The sequence below is a fragment of the Mesorhizobium sp. L103C105A0 genome (genome assembly GCF_000502215.1).
Taxonomy (GTDB): Bacteria; Pseudomonadota; Alphaproteobacteria; order Rhizobiales; family Rhizobiaceae; genus Mesorhizobium.
In genome coordinates, this window is sequence record NZ_AYXF01000001.1 from 810,118 (window position 1) to 828,476 (window position 18,359).

Annotated in this window: 14 protein-coding genes and 1 pseudogene; 9 read left to right on the forward strand and 6 right to left on the reverse strand. The window is 56.5% G+C overall.

Translation table 11 applies throughout. The annotated features are described in order from the left end of the window. Positions 1–47: 47 nt before the first annotated feature. A complete protein-coding gene (locus X727_RS1000000168430) occupies positions 48–1,862 on the reverse strand; it encodes a hypothetical protein (protein WP_023833611.1) in 1,815 nt (604 codons plus the stop codon). Positions 1,863–2,105: 243 nt separating this feature from the next. Between X727_RS1000000168430 and X727_RS160655 the strand changes: the two genes are divergently transcribed. The 7 genes and pseudogenes from X727_RS160655 to X727_RS160625 all read left to right on the forward strand — a co-directional run bounded on the left by X727_RS160655 (position 2,106) and on the right by X727_RS160625 (position 11,054). After that, positions 2,106–3,731, forward strand: coding sequence for a hypothetical protein (locus X727_RS160655; protein WP_023833612.1), 1,626 nt, complete (start codon positions 2,106–2,108; stop codon positions 3,729–3,731). A gap of 203 nt (positions 3,732–3,934) precedes the next feature. Beyond that, positions 3,935–5,079 (forward strand): annotated as a pseudogene (locus X727_RS01000000164405) (IS30 family transposase). A 223-nt stretch (positions 5,080–5,302) separates the two neighbouring features. Then, positions 5,303–5,863 (forward strand): recombinase family protein, encoded by a 561-nt coding sequence (locus tag X727_RS160650; protein WP_023833613.1) that lies wholly within the window; start codon positions 5,303–5,305, stop codon positions 5,861–5,863. A gap of 933 nt (positions 5,864–6,796) precedes the next feature. Then, a complete protein-coding gene (locus tag X727_RS160645) occupies positions 6,797–7,477 on the forward strand; it encodes a hypothetical protein (protein ID WP_155923518.1) in 681 nt (226 codons plus the stop codon). A 193-nt stretch (positions 7,478–7,670) separates the two neighbouring features. Beyond that, positions 7,671–8,300: a glycoside hydrolase domain-containing protein gene (locus X727_RS160640; protein WP_023833616.1), complete on the forward strand. Its 630-nt coding sequence runs from the start codon at positions 7,671–7,673 to the stop codon at positions 8,298–8,300. Positions 8,301–8,943: 643 nt separating this feature from the next. Continuing rightward, positions 8,944–9,633, forward strand: coding sequence for a M23 family metallopeptidase (locus X727_RS160630; RefSeq protein ID WP_023833618.1), 690 nt, complete (start codon positions 8,944–8,946; stop codon positions 9,631–9,633). Positions 9,634–9,656: 23 nt separating this feature from the next. Next, positions 9,657–11,054: a caspase family protein gene (locus X727_RS160625; RefSeq protein ID WP_031203879.1), complete on the forward strand. Its 1,398-nt coding sequence runs from the start codon at positions 9,657–9,659 to the stop codon at positions 11,052–11,054. Between the two features lie 748 nt (positions 11,055–11,802). On the opposite strand, the gene X727_RS160620 is transcribed toward X727_RS160625, so the two are convergent. Further along, positions 11,803–12,678, reverse strand: coding sequence for an alkaline phosphatase family protein (locus X727_RS160620; RefSeq protein WP_245274115.1), 876 nt, complete (start codon positions 12,676–12,678; stop codon positions 11,803–11,805). Positions 12,679–12,896: 218 nt separating this feature from the next. Here X727_RS160620 and X727_RS160615 point away from each other — a divergent pair, with 218 nt between their 5' ends. Then, entirely contained in the window at positions 12,897–13,700 is an 804-nt protein-coding gene (locus X727_RS160615; RefSeq protein WP_023833621.1) for a CHAP domain-containing protein, read from the forward strand. Positions 13,701–13,705: 5 nt separating this feature from the next. Further along, entirely contained in the window at positions 13,706–15,523 is a 1,818-nt protein-coding gene (locus X727_RS160610; protein ID WP_023833622.1) for a hypothetical protein, read from the forward strand. A gap of 11 nt (positions 15,524–15,534) precedes the next feature. Here X727_RS160610 and X727_RS1000000167725 read toward each other — a convergent pair whose 3' ends face one another. The 4 genes from X727_RS1000000167725 to X727_RS160595 form a co-directional block, all read right to left on the reverse strand. Next, on the reverse strand, positions 15,535–15,708 hold the full coding sequence (locus X727_RS1000000167725; RefSeq protein WP_155923519.1) for a hypothetical protein: 174 nt from the start codon (positions 15,706–15,708) through the stop codon (positions 15,535–15,537). A gap of 347 nt (positions 15,709–16,055) precedes the next feature. After that, entirely contained in the window at positions 16,056–16,316 is a 261-nt protein-coding gene (locus tag X727_RS160605; protein WP_245274116.1) for a DUF3768 domain-containing protein, read from the reverse strand. 175 nt (positions 16,317–16,491) lie between these two features. Continuing rightward, positions 16,492–17,115 carry a hypothetical protein gene (locus X727_RS160600; RefSeq protein ID WP_023833625.1) on the reverse strand — a complete coding sequence of 208 codons (624 nt, stop codon included), beginning with the start codon at positions 17,113–17,115 and terminating at the stop codon, positions 16,492–16,494. A 230-nt stretch (positions 17,116–17,345) separates the two neighbouring features. Continuing rightward, positions 17,346–18,341, reverse strand: coding sequence for a DNA cytosine methyltransferase (locus X727_RS160595; protein ID WP_023833626.1), 996 nt, complete (start codon positions 18,339–18,341; stop codon positions 17,346–17,348). Between the last annotated feature and the right edge of the window lie 18 nt (positions 18,342–18,359).

Sequence of the window (18,359 nt, forward strand, 5' to 3'; positions counted from 1 at the left end):
GCTCAAAGCAGACGGCCACTGATCCGCCGACTTGCTTTGGCAGACCTCTATGGTTGGCAAACTACGGAACCAGTAGCGCCAACCTCCGTGCAAGCCGAGAAGAATGATTGAAGGAGCCAATACAATTGAACGAAGGTATGGCTCGGCCTTTCCCCACGCTGTATCGCAGCAAAGGCATCCGCGACCGCTTGCTTGCTAAGCGAGGATGTCACGATGACGGCACGGCGCAACGCATCCGGCGCTGTCCTAGCACTCGCAAACGTGTCGGCCAAGTTTGCTCCATTTGACCGCACGGTTTTCGGAATCTGTGTTGCCTGCCCTGGGCCGTTGTACGTCCCGCCCCACCCTTGGATTTTTGCGGCCATTCGTTCCTCTGGAAAACTCATGTTTCCGAGGTTTTTGATCGCCTGGCTAACGGACACGTGGAACGACGCTGCGCTTACTTCGAGAGCACCATGCTTGGCATGGTAAAAGGAAATCTGAGTTAGACCGCCTATTTCTTTGATCCCGACGAAATCCGCCCATTCGTCGCCCAGATCATCGCAAACGAGCGTCGTGTCTGTCGCAGCAATATGGTCGACAACGGCGCCAAATGTTGATGCCGCATCGAAGGCCGTCTGCCCCGCAACGAAGTTGCCTTTTTCGCTAGTTACAACTTGAAGCGAGGCATCCGCGTGGAGGTAGCGCAGGAATGATGCTCCACCGTCAAGCATGGTCTCGTCTCGAAAAACCTGACCGTCGATGTAAGACAGGCGCACGTCGTCAAACAAAACGACGAAGGCGTTCTCCTCATCCAGATACTGCTGAAGGGACCGACGATCTGGATCCGCCCCTAGCGGCATTTCGAGCGCTTCAATCTCGATTTCATCCGCCCCACCAAGCGTGAGGGAACGAAGGGCGATCCTACTCTTGTTTAGGCTGATTGCTGCCGCGTCATCATCGGTATCAGGCAGTTTTGCCGATCGACGCTTTCCACCGTCCCCAACAATGAGGGCCTGGTCCAACTCAGCGGCCAGATCACCCAACTCGGCGGCTGTCAGTGCTACGACTTCGTCTCCCACGCGCACGAGCCGGATCATCGCATTATCGCCTACGGCAGCATCGGTCAGCTTGTTCGTGTCTATGGCAAGCGTGATCGGCTGTGACGACGAAAGCGCGTCTGCAAGAGACATCGGTCGCGCAAAGCTACGGATAAATGGGGACGCATCGGCGGGCTCGGCTCGCAGTGCGTCGATGACGCCGGTGGCGAACTCTACAAGCTCAGGCTGCCCGACGCGATCCGAACGCACGCCAATCCTTCCGGTGCTGGGCGTGGCAGTGGTTTGGACACCAGCCGTTGTCACCGAGTACGTTTGGGGAGCGTATCTACGACTTCCCGCAGGACCTACGACGTTCGCGAGGTTCGGAGCCTCAAGCGTCTTGCTGCGCATAACATACTGAGACACCGACATGTTTCGCATCCGCATCTTCTGAAACACGGCATTCTCCGTCGCGATCGCACCTTCCACCCGACTAATCGGAACAGGTGCGAAGTGGGTCGACCTGAATGCAGCGGGGAGACTAATGCGCGAGGAGAACACTGCAATATGGTTCTCGTATTCGACAAGCATTAGATAGCCGCAGAGCGTTTCTCTAACGCCGGACGTACTGCCTAGGAAGGCAGGTGGCGCCTCAAACATAAAGCAGATCGCCGACCATCGCGCATTTCCGAGAACCTCTCGCGTGTGCTTGAAAATGTTGTGCGCCTTAACCCCATAGGTGGCCCGGAGCGTTGTGAAGGCGGTTTCAACTGCTTTGTCGGACAGCTTTTTACGCGCCTCGAAAAAAGTTGCTGCCTTTGCAACTGCCAAATCTTCGATCATCGCAAGCCCCGACCACTGATCTTACCTGGAGTCTTAATATTATTAACCACACGAAATGCTTCTGGGATAGAGACGAATAAGCCTCATTCGCACCAGTCAGACCACCAGACGAGCTTTGCTCCGGCAGGCGCGGCATAGAGCCGAAGGCTCGGCAGTGCGGACCCGGAAGGGCTTAGCGTATCTTGAGCGATCATTTTCGGATTCCCTCTGAGACGGAGTGGAAAAAAGGTCCTAGATCAACAAATGAACAAAATTTCTTGTGGCACCTCCGATGACGACACCTGGAGCCTGGCGTGCCATTGCGCCGATCTATACATTTGCGCGGACATAGCTCGGACCTATGGCTTGAGAGCGCTGGATGAATCCTTCGTCGATCTGCTCAGGAGGCAGATATCCGACCAGCTATTTGCCCAAGCGCTGGAGTTCAGGCGCCGAACTTTCGACGGTGAGGAATTCCATCGACGCTGTCGGCAGGTCCGGTCGCAACGCGAGCGGCGAGCTGCGCACCTCGCTGCTCAGAGAGCTCGCTTGCCGTCCAGCCACCCACGAGCATGGAAGCGCGACGTAGCGAAGTATGTGCTGGGACATCATCGATATCAGCTCCCAGTGGGACAGGGCGGCTTCAACGTCGGCACCCTTCGGAATCTTGGGCGGAATGAGGCGATGTGGCGGGCGTCGCTAGCTTCAGATGCCATACCCTCGGCCGACTTCTTGTATGTTTACGACTGCGGCTCGGATCCGATCGCGGGTGTGATCCAGTGGGTGCGGTCCATCGTGGCTCGACGCCCATCGCGTCGGCTCGATATGCTTTTCGTGTCGCATTTCGACCGCGATCATATCTGTGGCATTCCTCATCTTCTGCACGAGAAGAGGGGGCTTCGGGTCGATACAATCGTAATGCCGTATCTGGACGACATCGATCGGATAATCGCTTTCGGGAGAAGCGCGGCGACACGCGGTGAACGCAGTGCGGAACGCTTCCACGAAGATGCGGTCGTCGATCCCGTCGGCGCCATGGCGCGGTTCGGGCCGCGGCAGATCATCATGGTGATGCCGGAAGTCGAGGACGAAGGTGGTGCGGGCTTCTTCGAGCTACCTCCCGCAGAGCCTCCTCGTTCCGGCCCGGATGGCATGCCATGGAAAGGCAAAGATTCGACTGGCTGGCGAAGTGCCCCGCCCTTGGCGCGCAGGACGCCCGAGGGAGCGACCGTCGTGCAGCGTATCGAATTTGATGTTGCCGCGAGCACCGAAGGTGGATGGCGCTTGAAGCCCCATGTGAAGCCAGCGTCACAGCAGGACCGGGAGGCATTCTGCGCGGCGGTGGAGGTGCTTCTGCAATGGCCTCGAGGTAGTTTTCGCGACAAGGTGAAAATCCAGAAGGAACGCCGAGGTTTGGTGACGAAACACCGAACCGCCATTTCCCGGGCTTATGCCTGGGCGTTCGGCGACAAGAACGAGACCTCCTTGTCGTTGTATTCCGGTCCGGCCGATCCACAGACGGCCGGCGCCGTAATGCGCAATTCCCGCACGTTCGCGAGAGCCCGCGTAGGCTGGATGGGAACCGGCGATGCAGGCTTCAGGAATCCGCAGGCAGTGCAGGGGTTCCAACATTACTATCGCGACGAGATGGATTGGGTGAGCACCTTCATGCTGCCCCATCACGGCTCAGCGCACAACTTTGACCCAGCACTTTTCGTGGTCGATGCGGACCTCTGGGTAGCAGCCGCCCAACCAATCCACTTGCATTGGAAGCATCCGGCGCCGGAGATCGTCAAAGCGATCAAGGCAAGCGGCGCTCTATTCCGCAGGGTGGGCTCGTCGCCGAAATCTCTTCTCGAGGAAAGAATGGTCGTCTTCTGGCCTGGCTGAAAAATGGCTCCAAGCACAGGAATCCCAGCAGATCGGCAGCTCTCCGCGACAGGGTGGGTGACGGGCAAAAGCCGTCATCCACAGGCGCTGCAGTGCGTTCGCTTTGAAGCGGAGGCGAGTCTTGCGTAAACGTCCGGTTTGAGGCGGTGGGTTCAACCGGTCATCGCAACACGCTTTAATCTGAGAGGATGAGGAGGTGTTGCATGGTGACGTCACGGATCTGGTTTACGTCAGCGCAGAAGGCCGAGCTTTGGGAGCGATGGAAGCGAGGTCAGAGCATTTCGTCGATCTCGCGGGCACTTGGCCGCCGGAACAAGACCGGCGTTCAGCGGATCGTATCCTTACACGGCGGCATTGCTCCGTCAGCTAGGCGTAGAGCGGCCTTGACGCTCGGGCTGGCGGAGCGCGAAGAGATCTCTCGCGGGATCGCGGCGGGTCTTGCGATCCGCGCTATTGCACGAAGTCTCGGGCGATCCCCATCGAAATATGTCGCGAGATCTCGCGCAATGGCGGTGCACAAGCGTATCGTTCAACCCGGGCCGACAAGTATGCCTGGGAGCGAGCGCTGCGCCCGAAGCAGTGTCGCCTGGCATGCTCTGGGCGGCTACGATGGCGGGTGGCGCAAAAGCTAGCGCTGCAATGGTCCCGGAGCAAATAGCGGGCTGGCTGAGGCGAGAGTACCCAGGCGATCCAAGCATGCGGATATCTCATGAAGCGATCTATCGCAGTCTATTCATCCAGTCGCGAGGGTGCTCAAGAAGGAACTAACAGCGCACCTGCGTACCAAACGACAGATGCGGCTTGCCAAAGGCGCACAGAGCCGGACGGGGCAAGGACAAATACTCGATATGATCTCCATCCGCGAGCGCCCCGCCGAGGCTGAGGATCGCGCCATCCCAGGCCATTGGGAGGGTGATCTGCTCACCGGGGCGAACGACACGCACATCGCCACCCTCGTCGAGCGACACAGCCGGTTCACGATGCTTGTAAAGGTGGCGAGGAGGGCTCGGCCACCGTCGTGGCGGCCCTTGCCCAGACGATCGGCACATTGCCCGAAGAGTTGCGGCGCTCGCTAACTTGGGACCAGGGTAAGGAGATGGCTCGGCACACGAGCTTCACCGTTGCAACCGATCTTCAGGTCTACTTCTGCGATCCGCGAAGTCCCTGGCAGCGCGGCAGCAACGAAAATACCAACGGTCTGCTCAGGCAGTACTTCCCGAGAGACACCAACCTCTCCCATGTCTCGCAGGCCCAACTCAACGCCGTCGCCCTGCGGCTCAATCAGCGACCCCGAAAAACCCTGGACTTCGAAACGCCGGCCGATAGGCTACAGAAGGTGTTGCGATGACCGGTTGAACCCACCGGCGCATAGCCGCCGTTCGCTAGTATTCGTCTTTCGGGTCAAGGCAAAAGTTTGCCCCAACGACAGAGATCAGGCGCAGTGCTGCCGTAACGTGAAGGTATACCCCGGGGTGACGTAACCAGCTCTTGGCCTTCATGCGTAACATCGGAGTTGACAGCGACTATTTGTGACGAGGTAGCCTCAGGCCTAAACCTTGAGGTGACACACCATGAGCCGGATAGGCTACGCCCGCGTCAGCACCGTTGACCAAGATCTCGATACGCAAATCGCCAAGCTGAAAGCCGAGGGCTGCGGCATCATTCGTTCGGAGAAGGTGTCGGGCGGCAGCCGCGACGGCAGGGCAGAACTCGCCACCATCATCGATTTTCTGCGGCCGGGTGATGAACTGCTCGTCACTCGGCTGGACCGGCTCGGCCGCGACACCCGCGACGTTCTGAACCTGATCTACGAGTGCGAGCAACGGGACGCTTTCGTGACCGTCCTTGACCCGCATGTTTCTACCCGGGGTGAGATGGGCCACATGGTATTGACCGTCCTTGGAATGATCGCCCAGATGGAACGCCGCTTCATCAAAGAGCGCCAACGCGAGGGCATCGAAAAAGCAAAGCGGGAGAGGATTTATCAGGGCGGCAAGCGCCGTCTTGATCACACCCGGATTCTTCAATTGTATTCAGATGGGATGGGGCCAGCCGAAATCGCAAAAGCAATCGGTTGTTCGAGGATGCATATTTACAGGATCCTCAATAAACTTAAGGCAGCAGCGCGATGAGCCAACGTGCCGTCTGAATAAACTACGACTCTCCCGGCATTTTTCAGGAGTTCCTTGCACAGTCGAGCGGTCTTGGCTGCGCGGCCTCAGCCAAAACGCGAAAGAAGGCAGCCGCTCGGGGCGAGCGGGCTCTGCGATTCGTTCTCTACTTCCGTCCGCACCTGAGATAGCGGAGTCGAACCGCTGCTGAAGCCCGGTCCCATACTCCGTTGGCGCAACTGATGGCTTGCCAAGATTTTGCAATTACCGTCACTCTCAGGACAAAAAAGCGGGGAGAGTTATGACGTTGGAGTTGCGAAAGAGAGTATTTGAGTTGCTCGCGTCAAGACCGGAGGAGCGGTTTAAGGCTCGCGAAATAGCGAAGTGGATCTGCGAGCAGCATCCCCTTGAGGCCGCTGAGAAATTACAAGCTAGCGCTTCGCTGACCAATCAAACCCAGCTTTGAACCAATTGGTGGCGGAAATCGGAGCCAACCGACCCGGATGGGAGAACACCAGCGGATCGGGCGAAACAAATGGCTATTCCCAGACGTGGGCGGGATTGAGAACCTTACCGCCGGGCCCAACTCCGAAGTAGTTTCCGCCATAAGGGAAAGTAGCCGAGTTCCGCGGACGTCTCGTGACGCCGATCTTGCTGCATGCACCGGTGCTTTGGCCCGACATGGCGCTCGGCGGGCACCGAAGGCGCCCGTCGCGGCCTGTGCTATTCGAAGCGAAATATCCTTTTCTGACCGCGGCCCCAAGGTAGCTACCGACCTGACGCCCCGCAAATAAGACAACAAAAAAATTTCAAGTCGTGCCTGCCATACTGTTGACTCTCTGACGTGGAGACGCGCACAGTATCAGAGAAGTACTACGAGAAATCAGAAAGCAAGCAAAGATCGTTAGCTAAACGGCATGGCGGCCCGCTATACGGGCCTCTGGGGGTATTGCAATGAGAAGATTTGCTGCACTGCTGCAGTGCGCTTTGGTGCTCGTGTCCTGTACAAGCGTGGCTCAAAAGGAAACGGCAGCAAGTCTTAATGATGCGATCAGCTCTCTTGGTTACGACTCGCTCGCACTTCCCTCGACTGCCTATGGACCAGGGTCGCTCGTTACTTCAGTGAAAGGCAGTGGCTTCACGCAGCCATTGAAGCTCACATATCTTTGCAGGCCCGATTTTGCTCATGCGCCGCCAGCGATCGTCGACCAGGGGGCAACCTCTGAGGCTTCAGGTAAGTTAACGGGCTCGTTCCAGCTTGATGCCACAACTTTGGCTAAGCTGGGGCTGGGTGCTAAGCTAAGCTACATACGCTCAGTCACGATCAAACTTAGCAATGTCACGGTTGAGCAACTTGCATTTGATGACTTGGCATCTGTGAGGTCGCAGTTGGGGCCCGTATGTCGGGACATCGTCAAGGATTTTTCCAGTAGATCTCTGGCCTATCAGACGAAGCAGGCAATACGAGCCGATGTGACCTACTCAGTTCAGCTCAATACAGGTGCGTCTGCAGATGTCAAAGGCCTGGTCGTGCACGCGCTAACGGCCGCTTTCGGCGGCTCGATCCAGAGCGATTCTGGTCTCACGGCGACCGGCAAAGGGCTGTTTTATGGCCTTGTGTTGACCAAGGTCTGATTGCAACGCCGCTTGTCGACGCCGGTACTCTCGGCATAATTAGGTGTGATGGGAGTGATAGAACCAAATGGAGCCCAGTTCATCTGAGAAAGTCGCGGGCAGAAGTGGTTTCTTTTCTACGTCACTTTTAGCTGCTCTCGTAGGAGTGCTTATTCTCATACCCGTTTCTGCGAGAGCCGCGAGCTATTGCAGGTTGACCGCCCAGCAAAAGGCTGTCGATCTGTCCACCCCGGTGAGCGATAATTTCCTTAGAAAAATGAAAGCGATAGGTGTCGAAACAATCATTAGATACTTCGATTACCCTGATGAAACGATAAAAGGCAAGACATTAACGCCAAGGGAACGTCGCAAGATTGCGGCAGGCGGATTTGATTTGTTGGTGGTGTTCCAGCATCACAACAACCGCTTTTCCAGCTTTACGACCCAACGTGGCCACGACGACGCTGTTCGGTCCATGGCTTTGGCGCAGGCAAACAACCAACCAAGCGGGTCAGCCGTTTACTTCGGTGTCGATGGAGAATGGGGGACCGATCCGTCCGAGCTTGCTGCCATAGTTCGCTACTTCACCGCTGCGCATAAAGTATTGGAGGCCGCCAGCTTCCGCCTTGGCGTCTATGGGAGCGGGCTCGTATGTCGGCAGCTGACCGAAAGGTCATTGGTGGATCTATGTTGGCTTGCCAACGCAACGTCCTGGCCAGAATTTCGACCCGCCCAGCAGTCCGGCAAATGGGCCCTTCTCCAGACGCTTCCCGAGGATTGCGGTGGGATCAATGTCGATTTCGACGTCATCGGAAAGAACTCGGACTACGGGCAGTTCCACTAGGTCATCAATGTGAGGTTCGGAGGTCAATCCCGATGAAATGGAAAGCCACATACAGTCTTTCATTGATCTATTTCGCCTTGGCCGCATCGGATGTCGCCGCGCAACAGACAGTCAACCAGGTGGTCGGCCCTATCGATGTCCCAGCCTCGCTTGCAGCTGAGGCGGAAGACGCTAGGGCCGATACACCCGCTGTCACGAGGGCTATCCGTCTCAACCCCGAGGAGTTGGCGCGGACGCATTTGCCAGTCATCTCTATCGGGACGCGAAATAGCGCGGTGCGGGCGGCTCCGTACGGGATGGCATCGCTAGGCAATAGCTATGTGTTGAACGCCACTGTGGACGGCAGCACACTCAGCCTGACCGGAACCCGCCTTAAAAGTGAGGATAGCGGCGGCGCCGACAATCCCAATTTCAATCAGGCAAACAACGCTGAGCCATGTCGGTTCTCACCTCTGACGGAGGCAGACGAGGATGACGAGCCTGGCGGGGCGAAGGAGTATGCGGCCGATTGCAGTTGGTTCAGGTTCGGGGCGTCCTACAACCTCCGCCTCACATGTCGAGGCCCGTCAGACACAAGATGCTCGGAGCCCGAATTCCTTCAAAGTGCTGCAGCCGCACAGGTCGTTGTCAAGGGAGGGGAGTGATGCTCCGAAAAGCAATGATTTTGGCCACAGTGCTTGCCATTGTCGTTGGGACGGTCTCACATGCAGACCCTTTCACCCATGAAAAGCCAGGCCATTTGCAAAGTGGTAGCGGGTCAGGCGTTGCTGACGATAAGATTTACCTGCCGGGCATTCTGTTCCCGATTGAAAAAACGCCGGCCTTTGCCAATTCTCAAGTCTACGGTCACGGTGGCATGAACGGGCCGGGCGGAGGCCAATGCGACAAGGCAAACTATAGCTATCCCTGGCGCGACACATTCTGTGAGAAGCGCAGTCGATCTACGCCCATGTGTCCCGGGGGAACTGGCCATCAAGGGCAAGACATTCGGCCAGCGTCTTGCCAAGCTGCACGTTACTGGACGGCCGCCGTTGAAGACGGCGTTATCACGAACATCGGTACTTATAGCGTATCGCTCCTGGGCGACAGCGGCACCCTATACCGCTACTTGCATCTCCAGATGAACGATCTCAACGTCGGTGAGCTCCAGCGCGTGACCAAGGGCGAGCACATCGGGAAAGTCTCGAACAATTTTGGCGGTACCCCCACGACGATCCATCTCCATTTTGAGGGCAAAAGGACGGTCACGATCAATGGAAAGAGCTTGAATACGTTCGTCCCACCCTACAGCAGCTTGGTCGCGGCGTATGAGAAGATGTCGGGGATCCAATAGCCTATATAAAGGGAGGGAAGTTGATGATTTGGCGGGGTTTGCAGGTTATTGTGCGTATATCAACTTTGGGCGCGCTGGTGTGGGCCTGCAGTTGCGCGATTGCCGAGGCCCAAGATCAGTCGACGCTCAGGCAAACTCGTATCAATGCCCACGATGGTGCCAAAGCAGTTTCTTATACGATGTACCAGGAGAGCTATGCGCTTGTCGTAGGCGCATCAAAGTACACGGCGCCTGACTGGGACAAGCTGACCATCGTGCCTGACGAAACTCAACTCGTTAAGAGCGAGCTGGAGCGTCAGGGATTTGATGTAAAGGTGGTCAATGACCCGGATAGCGACACACTTCTCAAAAGCATAAGAGAGTTCTTCAGAACGCCGCATCCAAGGGACACCAGGATGGTGTTCTACTACTCCGGCCACGGATATACGTCGAAAACCGACCATATGGGCTACATAGTTCCGGTGGATACGCCGGATCGCGACGGTGCGGACTTTTTCAACAAGCTTGTCAGCATGCAGGAAATACGAGGTATGCTCCCGTTCGGTCGGGCGAAGCATATTCTGCTCGTGTTCGATAGCTGTTTCTCCGGATACATTTACAAACTTAGAAAAAACAGCCGCCCGTCACCTGATGAAATTTATTTGAATGACATCGACCGGCCTGGCCGCCAGTTCATCACTTCGGGAGACGAGGATGAAGAAGTTCCCGATAAGATGGACTTCGCGCAAGCGTTCGCTAGCGGAATCGACGGCATGGCGGATCTCAATCACGATACGATCACGACGGCCAGTGAGCTTGGATATTATTTGAAAACCCTGATCAAGCCCAAGGGGCTGCAATCGCCTCAATACGGCGTTGATCCTGGAGACAAGGAAAGGCAGGAGGCTTTTGGCGGGGATATGGTCTTCGTTTCAGGTGCTAGCCAGCAGACTCCGCCTGACGCGTCGACGAAGGTTGCCGCCATAGAGCCAAACGGCGCGGAACTTCCTGGGCCGAGAGGTGCGAATTTGCGCGGGCTTGGCGACCCAGAGAGCCATGACGCCGATGTGTTCAAGGGTGTCGAAGTTCTCTACTACCGCAAGCTTGCCGACAGCAAATTGGTGACAGACGCACTGGAGAACGCTCACATACCTTACAGCGTGACAGCCGCGGATCTACCCGATGAGTTTATCACCAACGGTATTGCCTGTGGCCCAGATGTCCCGCTGCCTGCGCTAAAAGCACTTGCCAAACAGCTCATCGCCGCAAACGTGCCATTGCGAAAAATAATCCGCTTCAGGAAGCCGAGTGAAAAACCCTCTCGTCTGGAAGTTTTGGCGATCACAAAAGAGGCTGCCGGTATCCAAGCTCTGACGAGCCCTCCGCTAACTGTCGCGCAAATCGACAAGCTTAACGCCTGTCCTGTCAGTCTGCAGAATTAGGGTATCTCGCGGCGCATTTTAGCAGGCATCAACGGCGTGGGTTGGGGTCGCTTTAAGCGGGCGCTCAGGTAGACTGGCCTGCTGCCGTTTTCCTGACATCGGCAAAGGCGAATAAATTGGCTGCAAACTGCCCCTTGCGTGTCCGAAAACCATGTTCGGAAATCTACTGTCCGGTATCATCTGCGTAAGAGCGGAAACCGCCTGTTTAATCGCTGAAAGCTACTATCCCAGTTTCATCCACCCTCGGTAGCGTCTCAGGTGTGAAAATCGTATTTCACACTGACGACTACACTACAATGTAGGCTGCATGTAGTGCGGGGATCTGCGATGTCTACGGACCGTACGCCCGTACCCGGAGCGCTTTGTCAGGCCTCAATTCCAGAATGGGGCGATAGCCAGCCTCACCGTTTCTGACAATCGGGCTGGGGTCACCGCCACCCTCGCGGCTATGACTGCAATGGCTTCAGTGTCGACAAGCCGCCAGCGGCGGTGCCGCAGAAATGAAAGGCGGAGCGAACGCGTTAAAACTGCCGTATAAACAAACGTTTGACGGGTCCGATAATAGGTATTATCGCAAGCAAACTCGTCGAGTTCATTCAATATTTGAAAGATAACTAAGCAGCCGGGAAACTCCACCCTTCGGCGATCCAAAAAAACGGTATCGTATCAAAATGGCCGAGGCTCTCATCGCCACCGGGAAACTTCCGTGGCAGGTCACGCCCCCACGCAAAAACTAGCTCCCGAAGCTCTACCGCTCTCCCCAGGCACTCCCGACCGCCTTTTTGACGACCGTGGCGCCGAGCGGCTCTATGCCCTCGATATCCTCGATGGTTCGCAGCAAGGTGTAATGGTCGATCCTCTCGGCGTAGCGCCCGGTCCTAATACCGGCGCCGTAAAACAGCGTGAATATATGGTTCTCAAGACCGTAATCGTCTTCGTCAAACGTAACAATCAACAAGCTGTTGTGCCGGCGCGACCAGTTGGCATAGGTGCCCAGACGCGCCTTCAGCCAGGCATCGGCCTGCCCGATCGTGCCGTCATGCATGTCGTTGCGAAGGTTGGGGATGACGAAGCTGACGGCCGGCAGTCTCCTATAATCGCGTGGGAACTCGGCGAGCGATTTTCCAGCCCGCTTGGCGTCAGCGAAGGATTCCCACGGATTGTGCTTCCGCGGCGACCCGGCTTCGACATAGCCCGCGAATGTTTTGCCGGCAGTGCGAAGACGGGCGGCAAGGTTAGGCCCCGCGATGTCGTGGACGCCGTCGTCGCGTACCCCATGTGTGGAGCCACTGAACAGCGCCAAGTAATTTGGCTGGCTGGGATGAGCGACCCCATGTGAATGGTCGAACAGGGCACCGTCCCTCGCCAACTTCTGCAAATAGGGAGCCGTCGGCGCATGGAATATCTGTTCGAAAGAATGATTCTCCATGATGACGACAACGACATGGTCGTACTTCGGCGGTGCGCCGGCCGAGGCGATACTGGTCGCTCCCAAAGTTATGCCGACCGTCAGTAGAAGCTGTACGGAGAACCGTTGAAGCAGGGTATGCCTTATTTGACGCACAAAATTCTCCCCAGGTGTCATTCTATGAGGGAAGGCTCGGGTTGCGAGGTTGACAGTCATAACGCCACCATCGCCCTAAGAGCCCGGATGAACATAACCCAAGTCTGGCACGTCGCCTCCAAGGAAGAGCGTTGTGGGTTCAACGGGTTTCATATGGCCTCCACCGCCTGGATGGCAAGTCAAGCCAATAATTTTCTTCCAACCCGCGAGTCCTACTCGCATGTGCAAGGGTAAAAGAGTATCGTCAGGTAACCATATGCAAGTTGGGAGGACTTAAGATGTTGAATCGGCGGCATTTTGTCTACGGGACTGCACTTGCGCCATTCGCTATGCGTGCGACGGCATCAGTTGCGGAAGAACTCGACTTTGATTCCGCCGCACCTTTCCGGTTCGCGGAAAACGACGTTGTGCCGACGCTTGACGAGTACGAAACACAGATTGAAGCACTAACTGGCGCGGCCAATCCGTTCAAGGAAGAACGGGCGTTGGCAAAAGCCCTTTTGAAGGACATCCCTACGAAAGCGACGCCTTATGAGGTTGCTTGGCGGTTTCATCTCTGGAGAGCAAACAAGGTCCCGGACAAGACGCCAGCAGAACTAGCGGACTATTCCTACTACTCGAGAGAATGGCCAGTCCGCGGCAACCCTGTGATAATGGGCTTTTTTGACGCCACAGGGCTCCGCAAAATTTCCGGTGACACTACTTATTGGTGCGCAGCATTCGTGAGTTGGTGCATCCAGCGATCGCAATTGGGCAAAGGAATAAATAGCCACGGCGGTTGGCCCTATGCCGAAGGGGCAGCTTCTCAAGCCTATGCGAGTTGGGGGAGGGATGTAGAAAAAGATCTAAAAGAACAGCCCCGCAAGGGCGATCTGGTCGTTCTGCATCACCCGAAAAAGCCGGGAACCGGCCACGTAACGTTCTATCACGGCCCCGTAGACGACGATACGTTCCTCGGGCTTGGAGGGAACCAAGGCGCGCAGAACGAACGGAACGGAGGTGAGGTCAACATCGCAGCCTTCAATCGGAGTTCGACGGGATTGAAGCTGCATAGTTTCCGGCGATTGGACGCACTCGGATAACGGCCATGCGGATCACCTATGCGGCCTTTCTTCTTTCCCTGCTTCTACCGGGCGTTTCGTTTGCCGACGGCTGTACCTCGGCGGTAGACAGGGCGGTGTTCGATGTTCTCGATGAAGCGCACAACGGCCTAAGGGTCGGAACCGCAACGTTGGTTGACGGGCGCAATGCGATATTCCTTACAGCGCTGCACCTTGTTGGGTACAAGAGTTTGGTACTTAGCAGGAAAGAAAAAAAGTATCACTTCGATGTAATTGCTTCGGGCCCGAATCCTACTCAGGTCATTGATGATTGGGCTGTTCTTCAGGCAAGAGAGAATGACACCCCAGTAACCTTTGACGACTCCGATGCTTTAAATTTGTTATATGACACGCCGACACCGGACAGCATCGCTCAGTCGACGGTCTTGACCAGTTCCTCATCTACGTCCGATGTGGTCTCTACAAAATGGAGCAACCCGCCTGATTTCGGCGCGGAGTGCAGTATTGGTAACCTGACGCTCACCAAAGTGGACAAGTATGACAAAGGTAACAGCGGTTCCCCCTACTATTCCCGAGACACTTGTCACGTGTTTGCGCTCTCTAGCCGCTTTGAATTGCCGCAGGACTTGGCCAAAGCCGATGAAAAGGCTGTAGCTGCTCTCTTTTTTAAGTATCAACAACAGCTGGGTGGCAGTGGCAACGAACCACCTATCGATGTCGCCGCTCCGCTAGACCAGCAGTTATCGATAATTCGCACTTGGCTGAAGAACGAATTGTTTGTCAAAGTGGTACCAATGCAATGCATCATAAACGGAGTCATACGCAGCTCAGTCCAAGATCGCAACGGCGTCATTAGCATGCTGGCAAAACGTCACAATAACGATTTAGATGAGATCGAAGAGCTGCTGCACAAAACTAACATGGAAGACTCTGACGACCTTCGCCGTCTGCAAGTTAATATTATAAGGGCAGATATAAACTGGTCGTCATTGTTGCTATTGTGGAATGACTGGTATGACGGCGTGCTCAGCGAGAAGATAAAAAATGGCACTTACACGTCGACCGTGAGAGACTTTATTGTAGCCAGATCCAGCCTCATGCAATTCCAGTTTGTTCCGATACCGCTCCGTCGGGCGTATCGCGAAATTGGCGTGCAGCACCCTCAGCAATTTGCGGTGGCAAGTGGGGGTGGGTTTGCTGGGGCTGCTTCTGATTTTGTTAAAGACAATGCCGGATGGAGTAGTAGGGGCGACGGGCCCAAAGAACTAAAGGTGACGCCACCGCCGGGGATGAATTTGCCAACATCTGCTGAAGAACTTTTGAAAACTGGACGCCAGCTGGCCAAGCTGGCGGATGAGCCGATAGAGGGACTAAGCGTTCAACAGCTTGCTGTTGCCGAGGCCACCAAGAAGTCGCTACAGGATATTTCGATTGTTTATCTTGCCTCCGGCCTATCCAAGGCGCAGTCGGCATCTTTGCCAACAATTGATTTTGCCGAGAGCTATGCGCTGTTGGCTTCAAATGTCAGTGAGCGGTATTCAGGATCATCCTTCTCGAGCCCGCAAGCAGGCGAGCTGGCAACAGAACTTGCGAGCCGTTCATTGGATTTGACGGGTCATGATATCAAGACCCCGTATTCGGAAATTGCGACTAGAGTTATCATAGATAACGCGGTGCTTGCCCCGTACCTGCATATGGAGGACGCAGCGAAAATGATTAAGATTTTGCCTGACAACGATAAAGCGGTAAAGGCGCTGAAGCTTAACAAGTTCGATTCTTTGAGCGTTGAGGAGAAGCCACTTAACGGGATAGTAAGGCCCGACGGCCTTACGCTACCGAACTAAGGCGAACTTGACTAATTCCTTCGTTGATGCGGTGCACTGCTGACGGCAGCGGAACTGTTGACGCGGGCGATCAAATCCGGGATACCTGCGACCGGCGTCGCGTTGTTGCGAACATAGGCGGCGACAACGTATGCCGTTAGCCCCAACAGCTCTGCGCTGGCCTGACCACGGGCTTCGTTTCTCATTGGCAATTTCCGATATATAAATCCACGGATTGAATCAGTGCTAGTGACCAGAACGGCTTGCAACGAGATCAAGATCCGAAAGTAATGCATATTTGGCGGCTGGCGTTGGCGGCGGAGATTGATCGATCTTACGTGGGCTGCATTAAGCGAGGCTTGGAGAACGTCACCATCGATACGTTGGATGCCTTGGCAACCGTCCTTGGTGTACCCGCCGCGGCTCTTTTGATCGAGCCTGCCAAAGTTGCGCGGCAGCCAATGCCGTTGTCGTCTGGCAGAAAGCCGAAGCAAGGCTAGACGAGCCGACGGATGTGCTCCTGTGCCCTGTGCCCTGTGCCCTGTGGAGAACATCAGTATTCCTCCGGCAACATGACCGTCATGACCCGAATGGTGACGGCCGGGTCGGAGGCATCGGGCGACAGGTGCATGAGAGCGCGGTCGTAGTAGTCGATTTTCCACAGCAGCTGCCGATCGCCGACGTAAAGCAGAGCGCAGTCGTGGGTGTCATAGGGGTCGTTGTTTCCGTCAAACGCGTCGAAGTCGGCGATGGCCAGAAGAATGGCGCCAATCTCGTTGGCAGGCAGTGCGGCGACACCGGCGGTCAGCACCATGCGCCCGCCAGCACCCGTCTGGCGCAGTTGGTCGTTTAGTGTCCGAATACGCGCTGTTCGATCAGCCGCCGACTGCCGACCGACGCGCTCTGTTGAGCGTGTCATGAGGTGGTTCCTATGGATGTGTGGTTGAGGGATGACGGGCCAGGACAACCCGGCCCGTTTGCAAGGCCGCTTATTTCTTCGCCAGCTGGCGGGGGTGGATTAGGCCGAGCTGGTAGTAGCTGCGGTCGACCTGGGCTGCATCTGGGTAGTCCCTGAATTTTAAGGTGAAGATACCCTTGGCTTTCGCCTTCATGATACGGGCCTCGAAATATCCCTCGTCGGGTCCTTCCGATGCCAGCACCATGTCACCGACGGCCAGCCTTGCCCAAAGGTCGGGCGAACCACCATCGCCGCCGCCGCCCGAACCGCCGGTTTGGCCATCGTCGGCATGGCGCGCCCCGGCCTCAGGCGAGCCCGCTGAAGCGTTTTCGGGGCTGTCGGGGTCATTCGCACCGGCCGAGTGGGGCCGAGGCTCGTCAGCAACCCCCGCAAGGGTCACGATGCGGGTGTAAAGCTCGCCCTTCACGAAGGGCACAAAGGCCTTGCCACTGTCGAACAGCTTGCCCGCTGGCAGCCGCATGACTATGTCGTCTGCTTCTCCGGGTTCGACGCGATGCGAGTGCATCCCCATCAGCCTGGCTGCGCTTTCTGCCGCTGCCACCTCGGGTAGCAGGAACGCCGATGCGTGGGGCTTCCGGGAATCGTCTCTCCCAAAGACGATCAGCGATCGGGTAGTTTCGGAGGCGACATTCATTCCCCGGCCTCCAGAAAAGCGAAGGGGGCCAGAAGGCCCCCGTTGAAGTCATTTTCGTGCCGCCGCCAACGCGGTTTCGATCGCTGCTCAAAGGTCATTTTCATCTCCTGTTATGATCTGGCCCAAGTGCGCAAATCGACGCAACTTGCCGCTGTCATCATATCAGGAATATTTTCCTAAGTCAATAAGTCCCCTTTAATGCCGATCGCGATTGGTCGATGTGACGGGACTTAGATCGAACTGAACCCTTTCATCATGATGATGTTGGCCGCACCTACGTTCGCAGAGACTTTCAAGCGCAGGGCCTTCCGGATCCGGTAGGCGATCGCATGAGCGACCGGCGGCGGCAGGGCATTGCCGACTTGCCGATACGCCTTCGTCTTGCCGCCGCAAAACTGCCAACCGTCAGGGAAGCCTTGCAGGCGAGCCACCATCTTGATCGTCAGCCGCGGCGAACCGACAAAGGCCGAGTCCGGCGCAGCGTCCGCTACCGACTTGCCGTTGACGCCGAGTTTCTGCCAAGCCTCGCGAGTGCGGGTTGGACCAAGATCGGGCCCACCGTGCTTCTTGGATCCGCCGACGATGGTGGGAGCCAACCCGGAAGCAGCCGCGCGCCAGCGTCTCGCGCCGCGCCACCCATTTTCCGCCATCATTTCATAGAGCGTATCGCCGACAGTTGGAGGAGAATTGGCGGCAGGCTCCGGCCACGCAAAGGCGGAGGTGTAGCGCTTCAGCGTGGCAACGATAAAGACACGCAGCCTGGACTGGGACACGCCGAAGTCGCTGGCATTGAACAGCCGCCACTGAACGTCGTACCCGAGCTGCTTGAGCCTGCGGCGCAAGTCCGTGCGATAAGTTTCAAAGCGCGGGGCCAAGAATCCGGCCACGTTTTCAATCATGATCGCCTTTGGCCGGATTTCCTCAATCAAGCGCATGGCAGAAGGGAACATGTTGCGCGCGTCCGCTGCCCCCTCCTGCTTTCCAGCGATGGTGAACGGCAGGCACGGCAGCCCCGCAGCCAGCAAGTCAACCTTGCCCCGATACGGTCTCCCATCAAAAGCAGCGATGTCCGACTGGATGACATTCCAATGGCTGCGGTTGGTGCGAAGCGTCGAACAGTAGTCTTCCTCGATTTCGATAAGCGCGAGGTGGCTAAAACCAGCCCGTGCGATGCCAAGAGCTTGGCCTCCTGCACCCGCGCAAAGTTCAAGCGATGTCGGTTTCATGATCTTCTCCAGATTGGT